This is a genomic window from Duganella sp. 1224 (genome assembly GCF_013408245.1).
Classification (GTDB): domain Bacteria; phylum Pseudomonadota; class Gammaproteobacteria; order Burkholderiales; family Burkholderiaceae_D; genus Rugamonas.
The window spans coordinates 377,631-393,660 of record NZ_JACBYS010000003.1; the positions used below are offsets into that span (position 1 = coordinate 377,631).

Annotated in this window: 10 protein-coding genes; 6 read left to right on the forward strand and 4 right to left on the reverse strand. The window is 56.9% G+C overall.

Features of this window, described 5'->3' with window-relative positions; genetic code table 11:
• Nucleotides 1–198: 198 nt before the first annotated feature.
• From FHW58_RS27585 to FHW58_RS18300, 3 genes are all read left to right on the forward strand, one after another.
• The gene (locus tag FHW58_RS27585) at nucleotides 199–4,173 is read left to right on the forward strand and encodes a reverse transcriptase domain-containing protein (RefSeq protein ID WP_179674576.1); all 3,975 of its coding nucleotides are present in this window, start codon (nucleotides 199–201) and stop codon (nucleotides 4,171–4,173) included.
• 229 nt (nucleotides 4,174–4,402) lie between these two features.
• The gene (locus tag FHW58_RS18295) at nucleotides 4,403–7,681 is read left to right on the forward strand and encodes a DEAD/DEAH box helicase (RefSeq protein WP_373996700.1); all 3,279 of its coding nucleotides are present in this window, start codon (nucleotides 4,403–4,405) and stop codon (nucleotides 7,679–7,681) included.
• Between the two features lie 683 nt (nucleotides 7,682–8,364).
• Nucleotides 8,365–9,396, forward strand: a complete 1,032-nt coding sequence (locus FHW58_RS18300) for a hypothetical protein (protein ID WP_179674577.1) — start codon at nucleotides 8,365–8,367, stop codon at nucleotides 9,394–9,396.
• Nucleotides 9,397–9,406: 10 nt separating this feature from the next.
• On the opposite strand, the gene FHW58_RS18305 is transcribed toward FHW58_RS18300, so the two are convergent.
• Nucleotides 9,407–11,614, reverse strand: coding sequence for an AAA family ATPase (locus FHW58_RS18305; protein ID WP_179674578.1), 2,208 nt, complete (start codon nucleotides 11,612–11,614; stop codon nucleotides 9,407–9,409).
• Nucleotides 11,615–12,743: 1,129 nt separating this feature from the next.
• On the opposite strand from FHW58_RS18305, the gene FHW58_RS18310 reads away from it, so the two are divergent.
• A complete protein-coding gene (locus tag FHW58_RS18310; RefSeq protein ID WP_179674579.1) occupies nucleotides 12,744–13,484 on the forward strand; it encodes a hypothetical protein in 741 nt (246 codons plus the stop codon).
• Here FHW58_RS18310 and FHW58_RS18315 read toward each other — a convergent pair.
• The 3 genes from FHW58_RS18315 to FHW58_RS18325 form a co-directional block, all read right to left on the reverse strand.
• The gene (locus FHW58_RS18315; RefSeq protein ID WP_179674580.1) at nucleotides 13,481–14,062 is read right to left on the reverse strand and encodes an HAD domain-containing protein; all 582 of its coding nucleotides are present in this window, start codon (nucleotides 14,060–14,062) and stop codon (nucleotides 13,481–13,483) included. The two genes, FHW58_RS18310 and FHW58_RS18315, sit on opposite strands and share 4 nt — an antisense overlap.
• A gap of 22 nt (nucleotides 14,063–14,084) precedes the next feature.
• Nucleotides 14,085–14,618 carry a hypothetical protein gene (locus FHW58_RS18320; protein ID WP_179674581.1) on the reverse strand — a complete coding sequence of 178 codons (534 nt, stop codon included), beginning with the start codon at nucleotides 14,616–14,618 and terminating at the stop codon, nucleotides 14,085–14,087.
• A 131-nt stretch (nucleotides 14,619–14,749) separates the two neighbouring features.
• On the reverse strand, nucleotides 14,750–15,238 hold the full coding sequence (locus FHW58_RS18325; protein ID WP_179674582.1) for a hypothetical protein: 489 nt from the start codon (nucleotides 15,236–15,238) through the stop codon (nucleotides 14,750–14,752).
• Between the two features lie 63 nt (nucleotides 15,239–15,301).
• Here FHW58_RS18325 and FHW58_RS18330 point away from each other — a divergent pair, with 63 nt between their 5' ends.
• Complete coding sequence (locus FHW58_RS18330; RefSeq protein WP_179674583.1) at nucleotides 15,302–15,583, forward strand: helix-turn-helix domain-containing protein; 282 nt, start codon at nucleotides 15,302–15,304, stop codon at nucleotides 15,581–15,583.
• A 120-nt stretch (nucleotides 15,584–15,703) separates the two neighbouring features.
• On the forward strand, nucleotides 15,704–15,925 hold the full coding sequence (locus FHW58_RS27955; RefSeq protein ID WP_179674584.1) for an AbrB/MazE/SpoVT family DNA-binding domain-containing protein: 222 nt from the start codon (nucleotides 15,704–15,706) through the stop codon (nucleotides 15,923–15,925).
• The last annotated feature ends 105 nt before the right edge of the window (nucleotides 15,926–16,030 follow it).

A 16,030-nucleotide genomic window follows, 5' to 3' on the forward strand; every position in this document is an offset into this window, starting at 1 on the left:
ACGAGTCCGAAGAACGCTCGCTTATCGGGACCGACTTCCGCAAGCTTGATCAATCCGCCACGCAGGTGCCTTCCCAACGCTCGCGTCATCAAGTGAGAATTCACGCATTTTTTCAAATTTGCAACATGCTATCCTCTGCTTCCCTGTGCAAACAGGGACTCTGGAAAGCGCGCACATCAAGAACGAAGGGGAAGCCAGGTGTCTATCGTCAAAGAAGAGTATCGAGACCTTCCGCCAAAAGGCGAGAAGCTCTGCGATGTAGTTGTCCTGGCACAGGCCTGGAAGAAGTCACACACGTACATCCGCCGGCACAATTGGTATGCCGATGTTCTGGAGCTGGACGCTTCGACCATCGACCTAGAGAACCAACTGGTGCAGTGGGCAACGGAGGTTCGCCAAGCCGATTTCCGACCGAAGGACCTGCTGCTCGTCCCCGCACCAAAGAACGCGCGCTGGTGGTTTCGGCCTGCCCCCTCCATAACCTCGCTCGCCCAATTGTTGGACCTCAACCTCAATGACCTAGGCGCGGAGCCGACGTTTGATGACTGGACGCCCAGCGAGTCAAGTCAAGCAGAAGGCCCTAATGGGCAGTCAGTACAAGACCAGCCACGCCTGAAGTTGCGACCACTGGCCCACCTTTCCATTCGTGACCAAACATTGGCAACTGCAGTGATGATGTGTCTGGCGGAGGCCGTGGAGTCAGCCCAAGGCGATACAACGGGCACTGATGTAGCAGCAATGCGCGCAAATGGCGTGGTGAGCCACGGCAACCGCCTGCACTGCACATGGATCACCAATAGTGGCGCCCGGCCTCAAGCCCATTTCTCTTGGGGCAATAGCAGAATCTATCGTCAATACTTTCAGGACTATCGGACGTTCCTCGCCCGCCCCCGTCGCGTCTGCGCAGAACTGACTTCTCAGCTACGGCCACGGCGGGAGCTGTTTGTGGTTTCTCTGGACATCAAGTCGTTCTTTGACAATGTAGACCGTAACGCTTTACTCGGAGAGCTGAAGATTTTGGAGGGCGAACACCGGGCGGTACATGGTCTGCCTGACTCTGCGGCAGCAGACCCGGCATTCTGGGAGCTTGCTGCACGCATCTTCTCATGGCAATGGCGTTCCGAAGACCAGCGCGAAGCTGAGCTAATTCGCGGAAGAGAGCATCAAGAGCTCGAGCTCGGGTTGCCACAAGGACTGGTCGCCTCGGGATTCCTTGCGAACGCTTACCTAGTTCGATTCGACCGCGACATGCAAAAGTCTGCTGCCGAAGGTGCTATGGTTGGGGACGACGTCAAGCTGCTGGACTACTGCCGCTACGTCGATGACATGCGTCTTGTTATCGAGGCGAAGAGCGGCCCCGGCGGGCTTGGACAAGCTTCAGTGTTGGAGCATGTCAAACACCATGTGAGCTTGGCGATGAAAGCGCATTGCGACCGCATCGGCGCTCAGAAGGTGCTCGAGCTGTCGTTGGAAAAATGCGTAATCAACTCGTACCGGGCGATTTCAGCGCAGAGCCATGTATCGGCCCTAATGGAGATGCTCAACGCAGAGCTGAGCGGTACCTTTGACCTAGAGTCTCTGGCACAGGCGGCAGGCGGCCTTGACGGGCTACTGTCGGTTTCGGATCAAATTGAAAGCGCCGCCGACCCTAAGCCCTCTCGATTGTCGTTGGCGACGGTCACCGTGCCTAACACCGACGTCCGGGACGACACCGTAAAACGGTTCGTCGCGACGCGCATTGCCCAACTGATGAGACACCGCCTGGCGATGACGGACCTTGAAAGCCAGGCGGGCTCAGGCGAGACCACTAGCGACCAGGTGACACAGGGCGCGGTGCTGTCGCATGAGTTCGAGTCAACAGCGCGCAAGCTCATCAAATGCTGGGCTGAGAACCCTGCGCTGGCCTTATTGCTGCGTTGTGGTCTGGACCTTTTCCCTCACCCCCGCCTACTGAGTCCAGTGACCGAAGCGCTCAACATTAAATTGTTCGACGTGGCTGCGGACTTGGACACTGCCAAGCGCAGGCAGGTACGGGTGGCGGAGTACGTCCTGGCAGACCTCCTGCGAGCTGGTGCTGTGGAGACCGGCTTCCGTGCCCCAGAGGAGTACCCGGACGGTGCGGACATACAGGGTTACCGGGAGGACCTTGGAGGAATCGCTCGCCGCGTTTTGACCGAACGAACGTCGTCGCCCTGGTACCTGCGCCAGCAGGCCCGCCTCTATCTGGCTTCCATCGGTGATGCTTCGCTAGCCACGGTGGTCGAAGTTGCCCCAGAGGTGCAAATGTACGCAGCTTTGCAACGCGCGGCGCTGTTTGAACCCGCGCGGGGTGAAGGACTGAGGAACGCCATACCGCTAGCCATCGTGGCGCAACAACTGCAGCCAAATGCCCGACGCTTCGGTGTTTGGTTGTCAGACGGGCTCAGGCTCACGGACGACGAAAGGGTCCGGGAGGCAGTTGTACGATCCGTGGCGCTCAGCAGTCCGGACTTGCTGCTAGCAGCGCTGAACGGACGAAGGGCGTCGAATTGGCGCCAGTTTGTTCCAGCCGCGCTGGTTCAGGCTAACAAGCGGCCGAGCAATTCGCGAAAGCCCTCGAGCAAGTTGAAAAGCACCCAGCCACTCCTACAAGTCATCAGCGAATCGAACAACCTTTTCGACCAGGAAAACGCTCTGCTCGTGCTCGCTGATGCGTTGCTCCGCCATCCCGGCGTAGAGGAGCAGCTGTCCTCAGGTAAAAGCGCCGCTGACATCGTGCTCCGATGCGAGGATTGGTCCAGGCTATCGGAAATGCCTGAGAATCCTGGCTTCCTGCATGTGGAGTCAATTGAAGGAGGCGATACCACGAACCCGTTGTACGCTAGCCCGCCCTGGGTGGTGCCTGAAAAGGCCTGGCTTTATGGACTGGGCCGCATCCTGCGCTCGGCACTTACCGGGGAGCTTGACTTCACGAGCCGTCGCTACCTTGTCACTGAGGAGGTAGGCCGATACAGTGGGCTGCGTAGCACTTGGTACAAACGTCGTTTCGGCCTCTTGAACTCCGGACGCGGGTTGCTGGACGAGCCAGGACCGGTATCACCTTGGCTCTCCAGCCTGCTTTCGACGCTCCTGCAATGGCCGGGAGTTGAGTTCCGCGTAAACGCAGCTTCAGCAGCGGGAGATGTCAGAACTGCCGCAGAACTGCTTACGCTTGTTCAAGAGCGTATGACGGTGCAGCGGGGATTGTTTGGCCGACGAAGCAAAACGCCGATGTACGTGGTGCCTGTCGATGACCATGAGCCCTTGCAGGACCGACCACTGCGCGTGGCCATCGTTCAACCGATGCGACCACGACGCGAAGAGTTTAATGACAAGGACCCGACGCACTGGACGCCGGGAACGTTGGCCGAGCATCGCCGCCACCTGGCCGAGGTTTGCAGACTGACCCATCAGAAGCTTAAGACTTGGACGTCAGCAAACTCTTCGACAGCGTTCGACAATACCGATACTCCGATGGTCGACATCATTCTGTTCCCTGAACTAGCTGTGCATCCAGAGCACGTCTTCCTGCTGAGGCGGCTTTCAGACAACGCACGAGCCAATATTTTTACCGGCTTGACGTTTCTGCAGTCGCACAAAGCCGGCGGCACCGTCAATCAAGGCCTATGGTTGATTCGAACCGAATCTCCGGGACACGGTCGGGCGTTCCAGTACGCTTGGCAGGGCAAGCTGCATCCGATGAAGGACGAAGTGAAGATGGGAGTGAAGGGCCATCGGCCGCATATGACGCTGGTTGAGCTGCCGATTGGCACCAAGTCGCGCACCCGCATTGCGGCGGCCATTTGCTACGATGCCACGGACTTGGACCTCGTAGCCGACCTTCGCGACAGGTCAGACATGTTCTTGGTCGCAGCTTTGAATCAAGACGTTCAAACATTCGACAACATGGTGGCAGCGCTGCACTTCCACATGTACCAGCCAGTAGTCCTCGCCAACTCGGGCGAGTTCGGCGGTTCGACAGCACAGGTGCCTCTACCTAAGCACGAGCGTCTCATTGCACATGTGCATGGAAATCAACAGGTCGCTGTCAGCGTCTTTGAAGTGGACCCTTCTCTCTTCAAATCTACATCCGCAGCCAAGGCTCCTAAGTCGTTAAAGGCGCCGCCGGCTGGATACAAGGGGCGCCCCCGATAACTGCTGCTCGAATAAGAGAACGGAAGGAATAGCAGTCCTATGACCGACATGCCGTTTCCGCACGTGTTGCACGCCAGAGCCAATTTACCGAAAACCATAATTTAATTACAAAAAATATAATTTTCAGATATAGTCGTTGCTAAAAAGAACCCTTTAGCAATTTGCTGAGAACTGTGCGGAGGTTATCGTCCACCTCTGCCACACAGGTCGCCCTAACTCAGGAGGCACCGTGAAACTGAAATTGCCTTCCTCCCTTGCATTACGTTATACACAAAAGGGAGACGAAATACGGCAAATCGAATCGCCAGGCTGTGAAATCGAGGGAGTATTTGCCAAGTGGACCGGCGATGCCGGGACCGGCTTGGTATTCATTCCTGAAGATAAGGCAATTCCACACGTCCATGTGCTCGAAAAAAAGCCGAAAGGGAATGTGGACGGAATGCGGATCATCGTGCGCCCGCTCGATGAGGTCCCCGTGTCCGACCTGGACCTCTCGCACGAGGAATGGCTCGATTCAGGCGAATCAAGCATTGACAGCATCCTTGCCCACCGCGTTCCGATCAAAGCTGTCGCGTCTTGGCGCGGGGCATTCTCCTATGTGCAGGAGGATGAAATGCAGGAAATCGTAGGACTGAGACCGCCACAGATCGGCGCGCTGCACGCGATCATGGCACACTGGAGCGTGGATGCTGGAGTGGCGACCGTAGTAATGCCGACTGGGACGGGCAAGACCGATACGATGATCGCAGCAACAGTCGCTGCCGCCTGCGAAAGGGTGCTCGTCGTAGTGCCGACCGACGCTCTGAGGACGCAACTCGCCGAGAAATTCCTAAACCTTGGTGTACTGCGAGCGGACCGTGCGAAGCTCCTGCTGGATTCGGCCAGCTATCCGGTAGTAGGCACCCTCAAGCACACCCCTGCAACCGTCGATGAAGCGGAGCGATTCTTCAGCGCCTGCAACGTCGTGGTTATCACGAGCGGGATAGCGGCCCGTTGCGAAGCGGCCGTCAGGGAGCGCATATCTGAACTCTGCCCGTACCTGTTTATCGACGAGGCACACCATGCGGAAGCGCCGACCTGGAAGACGTTCAAGAAGTCGTTCAAGTCAGGCAAGGTCCTTCAGTTCACCGCCACTCCTTTCCGGGAGGATGACAAGCTCGTGGACGGGAGGATCATTTACCGCTATCCGCTTCGGAAGGCGCAGGCTGAAAACTACTTCAAGCCCATCGCCTTCTCTTCCGTGCTGGAGTTCGACCAGACCAAGGCAGATGCCGCGATAGCTGCCAAAGCAATTGAGGAGCTCCACAGGGATACCACGGGAAAGCATATCCTAATGGCGCGCGTTGCCAACATTCACCGCGCCGCCGATGTTTTCAAGCTTTACGAGCCGCACACGGAATACGGACCGGTCCTGCTGCACTCAAAATTGACCGCCAAAGAGCGCGAGGAATCCAAGCAGGCGCTAATATCGGGGCGCTCACGTATCGTCGTCTGTGTTGACATGCTGGGAGAGGGGTTTGACCTTCCCGAACTGAAAATCGCCGCGTTTCACGACATCCGCAAAACGCTGGCAGTAACACTTCAACTCGCGGGGCGATTCACACGTTCCAGGAGCGACCTGGGCAACGCGACCTTCATTGCCAATACTGGTATCGTCGAAGTGAGGGACGAGCTCAGAAAGCTCTACTCCCGCGATCCAGACTGGAACGTACTCCTGCCTCCGCTTAGCGACGGTGCCATCGACGAGCAGGTGGCGACCCAGGAATTCGTTGACGGCTTCTCGGAATTCCCCTCTGAATTTCCTCTCAGAGAAATCCGTCCGGCCGCTAGCACTGTCATCTACCGGACGAGGTGCGGCGCATGGAATCCACACGCTTTTGAAGAGGGACTACGCGGAGCGAGCTCTTTTGACCAGCTCCACATCTCGGTAAACGAACAGAAGCGCATGCTGGTCGCCATCGTCGGGCGCAGCAGCCAGACCGAGTGGGCGGACCTGGAGGACATTCGGGACTGGAACTGGGAGATGTTTGTGATGTACTGGTCCGAGGAGCAGGCGCTTTTGTACGTGCATGGCTCGGGCAACCACGGCGAGTTCCAGGGCATCGCCCACAAGGTCGGCGGAGACGATGCCGAGCTCGTGAGCGGAGCGCAGCTATTCAGATGTTTCCATGGCATCGCGCGCCTCATGTTCACTAACGTCGGCCTGACTGAGCACTTAGGCCGTTTGGTCCGCTACACAGGCCGCATGGGGCCAGACGTCGGACAGCGGCTTACGGACGCACAAAAGCAGAACACGCAGAAGTCGGTACTGTTTGGAGCAGGCTACTCTGGCGGCGAAAAGGCGACCATCGGAGTGTCACGAAAGGGACGCGTATGGTCTTTTAGGCGGTTGCGCCTTGATTCGTTCGCCGCCTGGTGTGATGCCGTAGGCGCGAAGGTGCTCGACACCAAGATAGACCCGGACGAGGTCCTGAAAGGAACGTTAGAGCCTGTCATGATCAGTACCCGGCCTGAAATCATGCCAATTGCCATAGACTGGCCCACGCATCTCTATCACGATCTGGAGCAAGGGTATTCACTGAGGTTCGGCGAAGCGGAACCAGTCCCGTTCTACTTTGTAGGGATTGAGTTGGAGAACCCAAGCACCAAAGGTGATCTCACTTTCCGAATATTCACTGAGGAAGCCGCCACAGTCCTGCGGCTCGAGCTGTTTGGCTCCGAAGATACCAGCAACTTCAGGGTCGTCCATGTCTCCGGGGACAGGCTGTCATTCTGCACAGCGCGCGCATCTGCAAGTGCGGAAGCATTTCTAACGAAGGCGTCGCCACTCATTTGGTTCGTCGACGGGTCGAGTCTGGAGGGCAACCAACACGTTTCCCCGAAGGCGAAGCACATACCTTATAACAAGAGCAAAATCGTCGCGTGGGACTGGATAGGAATTGACCTCACTCGTGAAGCGCAGGGAACATCGCGCCTTCCGAACTCGATTCAGCGAAGGGTTATCGAGAACGTCCTATTAGACCCAAGTTACTCTGTCGTGTTTGACGACGACGGTGCGGGCGAGTCGGCTGATGTCGTAGCGATACGTCAGGTGGAACGAGACGGTGCTAAAGAAATCGACGTCGTGTTTTACCACTGCAAGTTCTCCAAGGAGAAGCCGGGCGCACGAGTTGACGACCTATTCGTCGTTTGCGGTCAGGCACAGAAGAGCATTTCCTGGTTGTTCAGCCAAGACAAAAGGACCGACCTTTTCCGGCATTTGCTGAAGCGAGAACCGAAACGCAAGTCGGGCGTGGAGGTGACAAGGTTCGAGAGAGGCGGCGTGACCGAGCTTATGACGTTCGTCGAGATGAGCCGTCTCTGCCGAGTCAGTCTGCACATCTATGTAGTCCAGCCGGGAATGTCCAAAGCCCAGGCCAGTACCGCGCAGCTTGATCTGCTCGCAGCGACCGAGCACTATCTGATGGAGACTTGTCAGGTGCCGTTCGGCGTTATCGGGAGCCAGTAGCGGACGATTTCTTGACTCGCTTTCTACTTTCCAACGAGCGTCTCCAGGATACCGCGATACTGTTTGCGGCACACCACTTTTCACCACGCCATTTGGCGTCACGCGGTTAGAGATGAATGCCGAGCTAGCGCTTTGGGGGGGGGGGCCGCTTTGCCATGTCTGGCCGCAAGCCGGGAGCGCAGCGGACAGGCGGCCAGAGATGGCACAGCGGGGGCGCCAGCCCCGGTCCAGGCAGCCGCCTGGTGGGGGAGCCGTCGAGTTTTTTGCCGCAAGCCGGAGCCGGAGGCGACAGGCGGCAAAAAAGCTCGATGGGGGCAAAGCCCCGCCTCCCGATCCCGGTACGGGGGCGGGCAAGGTGTTTTTGCTGCGCCGTAAGGCGCAGGCCGAGCAAGGCTCGGAGCCGAGCCCCTGCGGGCGAGTGCCGAAAACGCCTTGCCCGCCCGCGAAGCGGTCCCCGTAGGGGAGGCCGGAGGCCGCGGGAGGCGCCCCGAGTCACCCGCAGGGTGACGCTGGAGCCCGACACGGAGTGCGGGCGCGAAGGCAAACCCGGCAAGGAGTTCTGCTTGCAGAACGACCTAGGGTGCGCAGGCTCTCCGACCTTAGGAGGAGAGCCGTAGTGCTGTTGTTTATTGCAGCTCGCTGCGATAAACAACAGCATAAACACGCCACGCCCTATACTGGGCATGACTACTCCTCACGAACAGCGGCGGCTGAACGACGCAAACGGGCTTCATTTCGTACATCAGTTCGGCTGGCTGCGCACCGCCGAACTTGGCAAACTTTTGTGGCCAAACAGCCCTGCCAGCCGGCAAGCCGCCGACCGCTTGGCAAGAAGCTGGATCGAACGCCAACTCGTCCTCGTGCGCGAGCTCCCCGATGGAGCCGGCCGAGCTCTCGTTTTGGCTGCAGCCGGCGTTCGGCTACTGGCTGAAAATGGCATTGAAGCGGGAAGCGGAAAAGATATCGGTAGGTTCCCTGAAGAAGGGTGGCTGCCGCCTGCTTCGTGGCGTCACGATCTCATTGGACATGGAGTGCTGTGCGAGCTCCATCGACGTGGCTACCAAATTTACCCCGAAATGGAACTGCGCCGCCACGCCAAGAATCATTCAAAGATTCCCGACGGATTCGCCATCAAAGGCAATGAAGGAATCGTTCTGGAAGTCGAACACGCGCGTAAGACAGGAAAAGAGATGCACAAGCTAGCGGATGCTCTTTGCATCGCGGCCAGCGGCCAAGCGGCATCTATCGCAGGCTTCAAGCCGAATGCAGTAATGGTGGCATTTCTTACTCCCGTAGTTGATGAGCGCGGGCATACGTTGAACCACCAAACAAGAGTGCGTAATGGCATCCAAGCCGTAGCCAAAACAGACTTGAGCATCTACTGGGCAAAATGTACTCTGCTCGGAAGCGCTGGCGTGGGGCAAATCGACATCCAGAAAGAACAGATAAGCGCCGACCGTGCGAGCCGAATCTTGCAGATTCTTGAAGCATCAGGATGGCGGCCTCACCGGAGTGGCGGTCTGGCAGTGGCTTACAACAAGCATATCGCGTACGTTTGGGACGACGAGAATGGGTGGAGCTTTGCAGTAGAAACCATCGACGGCAAACCAGTTGAAGCAAACTATGCCACGAACATTACAGAGGCCAAACGCGCGGCAGCGTCTGCCCTAGCACGGATAGAACAACCAGGGCGGACGCGGTCCGCCACCGGCTAACGCAGGCTTGTCAATGGGGGCCGGCCATCATCATGTCGTAGTGGGCCTGTTGATTAGTCTTCATGAAGACCTGCTTGAAAATGTCCATGTACACCTCGATGGAAGCTTCATCAAACGTGTAGAAGGCGTCGTCGTGGGCAAAGTGCGAGCCGTCGTTGACCCAGGCGAATAGCGAGCGACACATAGCCTTCTGCTGCCCTTGGAACTCGTCGCAAATTTTGTCAAAGTCGATCCGCCCCAGAATCTTGAAGTAGTTCTCGAGGATGCGCCGCATGGTGTTCTGGACGGTCAACGCCGACTTATCGGGGCGACGAAGCTCCGCCCACAGCAGGTCATAGGACGTCTTGATGGGATTGGATTTGTGGAGCTGGACCGTGGCACCGCCATCGCCCTTCCTGACGGTCCAATACGTTCGCTCGCCCACCTTGGCGTCGTCGCCGCGATCAGAGGTGTAAGTCACCTCCTTGTGGAAGTAGACGTTGTGGGTCAAGACAAAAATCTGCTTGATGCCGCTCTTCTTCTCGCGCACGGGGTCGAACAGCGACTTGATGAGGCTGCTGACGATGAACAGAACGTCACTGTCCAAGCTGGACACCGGATCGTCGAACACCACGACCCGGTCGGATGTCATGCCACTCTCGCTCTCACTGCCTTTGAGCAAATGGAAGAAGTAGAGGAACGTAAGGAACGACCGCTCCCCCTCGCTAAGTGACTCCTTGGCGTCGCTGCCGTCCGACCTCACCAGCTTGTAAAACGGACCGTCATCCGCCTTGGCGAGCGAGAAGTTTCGAAAGCCGAACGATTTCAGCAGACTGTTGATGCCTTCAATCGTCGGTTCAATGCTCGTCGCTGACTTCTCAAGCTCCTTGATTTCCTTCGCCTTGGCCGCCTTCGACGCAGTGGCCTCCTGGATTTGCAAGCCCAGCTTGCTGATCGCAGCCGTGAGCCCCGCCTTCTTGGCGGTGTACGCGGTCAATTCGGCCTTGAGCTCGATCTCCAATACATATTTCCACACCTGGCCGGTCAAGTTAGCCCGCTCCTTGGTAATGTTACGCGCGATCTCGTTGTGCGCGGTGACCGCCGCGTTGGCGTCCGCCACCAGCTTGGTGGCGGACGCGAGCATTTCGGTCAGCGACTCAAGTTGGATAGGAAGACTTGGCTCCTTACCCTTGCTGGACAGCAGCAACGCATTCGTGGCAAGGCGGGCCTCGATGGCCGAGCGCTCAGCCTCGAAGGCGTCCACGTTTATAAACCTCGAATTGGCATCCGCGACCGCCTTCAGCTTCGCGCGCAGGGCGTCCGCATCGCGTTCGTAGACGCTTTGCAGATCGGCAATGGCCGCCGTGTCCTGAGCGAACGTTTCGTCGAAGTAGCTGGAGAGGCTGACCTCAAAGCTGTCGAGCACCTGCTGTTGGCAGAATGGGCAGGTGGGTTTGCTTTGCCCGTAGAAGACTTGACCCTGCTTAACCCAGTCACTGTTACCAAGCCGCTGGATCAGCTCTGCGATGTCAACGTCCTCTTTGCCGATCACCTTTTTGGCCAGGATCGGATTCGACTCGTGGCCGGTGATCCCGGTGGCGCCGAGAGAGGGGACGGCAGCTTCGATGGCCGGCGCCTCCCCGAACACTGTCTTGGCCTTCTCAGTGAGATAGTCCAACGCTTTAAGCTCGGCCTTGTTCGACGCCAACTCCGTGAGAGTGCGCTCCTTGAATTTCTCTGAATTGGCTCGCAAGCCGGTGAACGCATCCTTGAAGGCGTCCTCGTGCTTTTGCTTCTGTGCCCAACATTTGTCTTTGATCTCGGATTCCAGAGTGGTCAACTCCCCCTTCTTCCCCGACTTTTGATCTGCCCCCTGGAGCGTGTTGGTCAGCTGCTCAATGGACTTGGAGATGGCGTCCAGTTCAACCTTTTTCGCAGCGATAGCTTCCAGGTTATTAATGTCCTGTTCGCCCAGGGTGAAGATGCCTTTGAGGCGTGGAGCGGCGTTGAAGTTGCGCTCGACGAAATCGCGGTTATAGACCAGTGGCTCTAGCGGAGTCCCTTTTTTCCACGCCACTGAACAGTTGGGGTACGCGCCGGGATTGGCGATGATCTTGGTGATGGTGGTCTTGCCGGCCCCATTCGAGCCGAAAAGGAAGTTGAAGCGTGCAAGCCCCGCGAGCGTTTGGGGGACTATGCCGTAGGTCGCGGTCTTAGCGATGCTCAGAGATTCGATCATGGACAGAGCTTCCTTCTTTCCAAAAAGCGATGAGCCATGCTACAACAAAAATTACAACGAAAATTGATTTTATGAAATGTCCCCCTTAACAATCGAAGGCTTTGTCAGAAGCCCTTTCCTAAAAGGAGAAATCGGAAGCAAGACTATCTGAGCAGAGGTTCGCCAGACTATCAAACTCGAAGGCGCCCTCGGTTTAGCGGCACGGCTTAGATCGACATAGAACCAACATACCAAAACGGACGATGTCCGCGCCCTCCATCTCAGCATTCCATCCCCTCGGATGGGGCGATGCGCCCTAACCTGGCCCTTCCCTGAGGAGCCCCTTTTTGCTAGGGAGGTTCTTAGCGGAGGGCGAAGCCCTCCGCCTGGTTGGCGCTTTTAGGGCGGGGCCCCTTGCCGAAGAGGAAGGGCCCAGCCTCCTTAGCTAAAGCCGAACTTTAGCAGGATCGCCCCTTCCACTTCAGGCCCCCGTGCCAAATGGGGGACTTGAAGCCCGGCAGTCTTGCGCGCAACGAACCACTACCTTCGCCAGTTCGGGGACTATCTCATGCGCTTTCCTCGTGGTGTTCCCGTTTCCCTGTGGCCCCACTGTCTACTCGCCCGTCGACCACAGCGGCACGTTTCACATAGCAACCTCCGCTAGTGCGGAGACCGACAGTCAAAGCCTTCCGTCTGGAAAGTCAGGGGCCGTTTTATCACTGTGTGCTTGCGGCAGTCAACGAAATAGTCGTCGTTGCCATGAGGCCCCATCAGGAGCATACCTTCGGTATCGGAGGCTTTTCGCGTCACCGTACATGTTTGCAAGCTGTGCAGTGAGTATAGGAGGAATCCTGAAAGATCGTGAAAGTCGCGTGAGGCCCGAGAGAATTTCGCATCCCGTACTATGTCAAGCTCTACCTTGGGACTACGTCGCGGGAATGGGCGTTAACAACTCGCCTTGATCTTGATCTCTTAGTTTCTTTCGGTGTGGCGTGATACACTATTGGTGTGCACCCGGCAGGTGCCAGCCGTCCGCAATGGCAAAGTTCAGTCGCTGCCTTTTTTCTGCGCACTCAGCGCAACGTCGTTGGAATCTCAATTTCGGATTCCTACAGAGCGGGCCTTAGGAAACCTATGATTGAGAGAACCGATGAGCACATATACCTCCCCAATTACCTGGGCAGACATAGTCCGGGTTAAGAAGGCCGCTAAGGCGGCCAAATCGACACATCCTGAACTCACCCATACCCAGCGGCTCGATGCCATGGCGCAGCAGTATTTCCGCGCTCGGCACTTTCACGAACTGCAGAAGCGCTACGAGGCGCAGGTTGCAAGCCACGTTGAGTTGAACGGCGCCCATTACTGCCGCTTTTGCCATCTGACCTTTTCGGATTACGACGCTGATGATCGTAAGCTGCACCGAGAGCGTCACCAGTGCTTTGAGGAAGCGCAGCTTGCATTAGGTTTCCTGCCCCTCCCCTTCAAGGCACGGGAGGACATAAAGCGGGACTTCGGGTACGAGCATTTGCACCACGGCGACACAGCCGCACGTCGCATGGGGGCGTTGGCCATCATTCTGTCGCACTACGACCGCTCGCTGGAGAGCGCTATCAAAAACGCTCGGTGGCACAAGCACCCTTGCCTGGTAGAGTACATTCCTTGCGCGGTCGCTAACTCCACGTTCTTAGGAGGAGAACTGCTGCAACAGCTCACGCAGGAGTTCGGTAGGCGGCCCGACATCATCGTCGCGGGTCACACAGACTGGCCGGCCGATGTGCCAAGCCAATTAAGCTGGGACTCTGCTGAGGCAAGTGTGTCGAAGCAACTGCGCCTGACCATTCTCGCGCCTTACCTGGCAACACAGAGCGAGGTAACTGCGCAGGAGTCCTAACGCTCCACGTGAAGACTGCCCCGGCTTATGCCGGGGCTCTTGTTAGCAATGCCGCTCACAAGTACCGCCAACCGCTCTCGGATCGCGGCCTGTACTCTTAGGTCACTCAGGCCGAGAGCATCCTCTGTTCTAATCAGATTGTCCTGACAGTGAATAGGCCAGCCCTCAGCATCGTTATCGATGGCAATCCACCCTGCCGGCCGTCGACGCTGAACGTCGGCGTATATCTGCGCGCCCCGAGCCATTTGATCGAATGCGAATTTGCTCATTTCACGGCGGTGAAACGTAGCACCGACTACTCGCTCTCGAAGGCCTCGAGGCAACTGCTTCTGGGCAAAGTCGAAACTTTTGACTCGCACCCAAGACGTGCTCAAGACGATCCGAACCTCAGGAAAAGGAGCCAGCAACTGCTCTAAAATGTACGCCCACTCGAATAGCGTGGCACCCGGCGCACGCATATGGATACCCTTTTTACGAGACCAATAGACATCGTCGTGATGCAACACTCCGTCATAGTCCAAGTAGGCGATCACAAGGCCCTTTTCTGCAAGACTTGATTCGGTGCCGCAGTCGTCCATCTCCAATCACCTTGGTCGTAACTCAGATCGAAATGCTTGGGTGCAGCTCGTGAAGAAACTTTACCGCCTGCATCGCGATGTCTTCGTTCAACATCTTTTGTGTCATGAAGCCAGCAATCGAGGCCCCCAAGTAAAGAGCGAAGACTTCGGCATTGCCATCCGCATTTTCTACTGCGGTTTTCAAGGCTTCATTTAACTGCGCCATATGATGGTCGTTCGCAACCTCGCTCGGCTCACTCGCCCCCTCCGCGTGCGGAGACAGCACATATTCCACGTGCCGGCTGGTGGCCACGATACTTTCAAACACCAGAGATGCACCTAGGTCGCCAGCGGAAAAATCATGCGAAAAGAGCGCTGTATGCTTGACCTCTTTGATGAGCTCTTGGAACTGCGGTAGCGGCATGTCGCGGGGCAAATTCGCCAAGGCGTAAAAATTTGAGACGGCCACTACATGTGGTCCGGCAGAAGCACTCGACCGTGCATGCTTGATGGCTGCACGTAGCACCGACAACGCTCCGGTCGAAAGGCCATTGGTATCGAGTTCGAAAGTGTTCATATGGGTCGCAACCTTCTTCACGGTGTTTTAGGAAAACATGTCAATCGGCAGCGGCTCAACGTTGACTCAAGTCGCACAGGACCGCAATTGCCTCGCCTGGTCGGTGGCTATGACCATGCCTGAGGGGAGGCTCAAGGGCCGGGTTTGCCAACGCTACGAGAGTTCAGTTCTCGCGCCTTGGCCTTGAAGGCATCGATCTCATTCGCCGCGACTTCAAAGTCCAGCCTTGACATTGCATCTTTAATAGATCGGTAAAGCAAATTGTTGGCCAACTCGTCCGTGGCATTTGCTGAATTCGCAAAGGTGCTTATACCCGCCTGATTCGAAATAACGCCCAAAATCGGGTCTTGCAACCTCACTTCCGCCCACGCCACTGAAGTGTTTCCTAAACCTTTCCCATAGCCCATCACATGGAGCACCAGCCCCTTGCTCTGCAGGAGCTTGCACTGCTGGTCGGGAACCGCGTAGCCGCCATTTGCTTCCATCACATCTCTGACTTGCTGGACCTCGACTATGTTAAGCACACATGCATTGCACGTGCCCGAAACTAGCGCGCACGCGGCAATCAGTTTTTTCACTGGCTGAGCTAAGGAGGCATGACGGGAGTTGAAGAGGGACATGATCAGACTGTTAATTTCCTAAAAATTTAAGTTACATTATTCCCGCTATAGCGGGAAGACCATATGCTAACCGCCAGCCAGAATTCCCGCAATAGGGGGAATTTTTTGGATACGTTAGCTACTGCTTTCGGAGAAGTGCTGAGAACCGCGCGGATAGAGGCGGGACTGACTCAAGAGCAGCTCGGTCTTACTGCTGGTATTCAAAGAAAATACGTTAGCGAATTGGAACTGGGGAAAAAAACCCCATCCCTGGACACGGTAGTAAAGATCGCCGGTGCTTTGGGTCTGCAGCCTGGCGAGCTTGTCACGCTCGCGATGTCTGCACTGCACCGTGCGGACAAATAACCGATCTCAATTCCCTTGCGCCTCGATTAGGGCCTTCCCGGACCGCACATCACTATCCATCTACCACCACAGGGAGGTACAGTAGCGGCATGGCGAAACTGGGATTGAAGAGGCACCGATATGTCGACCACAATTGTCAAAATAGACTCGAGGGGGCGCGTTGCTCTCCCCAAAACTCTACTCTCTGCACTCGGGGCTGGCCCTGGGGATCGGCTAGCTATCACGCAGCAGGACGGCGGCGAAATGGTTATCCGCGTGAAGCGCAGAAATGCCAGAGAGATAGCGGGCGCGCTAACGCGGCCGAATCAGCCGCATGTCACCATTGAGGAAATGAGCCGCTGACCGCCCCCCTGTTTGGCACCTGACGCCGGCCCCATCAAAAAAAGACAGACGTGTCCAGCTTGTTAAAGCATTCGACATGAAGGAACAAGCTGTGGCACAATCTGC

Excerpts from the sequence above, each read along its gene's own strand:
- FHW58_RS18300 (WP_179674577.1), top strand. The coding sequence starts at position 8,365 with ATGACTACTCCTCACGAACAGCGGCGGCTGAACGACGCAAACGGGCTT.
- FHW58_RS18305 (WP_179674578.1), bottom strand. The coding sequence starts at position 11,614 with ATGATCGAATCTCTGAGCATCGCTAAGACCGCGACCTACGGCATAGTC.
- FHW58_RS18310 (WP_179674579.1), top strand. The coding sequence starts at position 12,744 with ATGAGCACATATACCTCCCCAATTACCTGGGCAGACATAGTCCGGGTT.
- FHW58_RS18315 (WP_179674580.1), bottom strand. The coding sequence starts at position 14,062 with ATGGACGACTGCGGCACCGAATCAAGTCTTGCAGAAAAGGGCCTTGTG.
- FHW58_RS18320 (WP_179674581.1), bottom strand. The coding sequence starts at position 14,618 with ATGAACACTTTCGAACTCGATACCAATGGCCTTTCGACCGGAGCGTTG.
- FHW58_RS18325 (WP_179674582.1), bottom strand. The coding sequence starts at position 15,238 with ATGTCCCTCTTCAACTCCCGTCATGCCTCCTTAGCTCAGCCAGTGAAA.
- FHW58_RS18330 (WP_179674583.1), top strand. The coding sequence starts at position 15,302 with ATGCTAACCGCCAGCCAGAATTCCCGCAATAGGGGGAATTTTTTGGAT.
- FHW58_RS27955 (WP_179674584.1), top strand. The coding sequence starts at position 15,704 with ATGTCGACCACAATTGTCAAAATAGACTCGAGGGGGCGCGTTGCTCTC.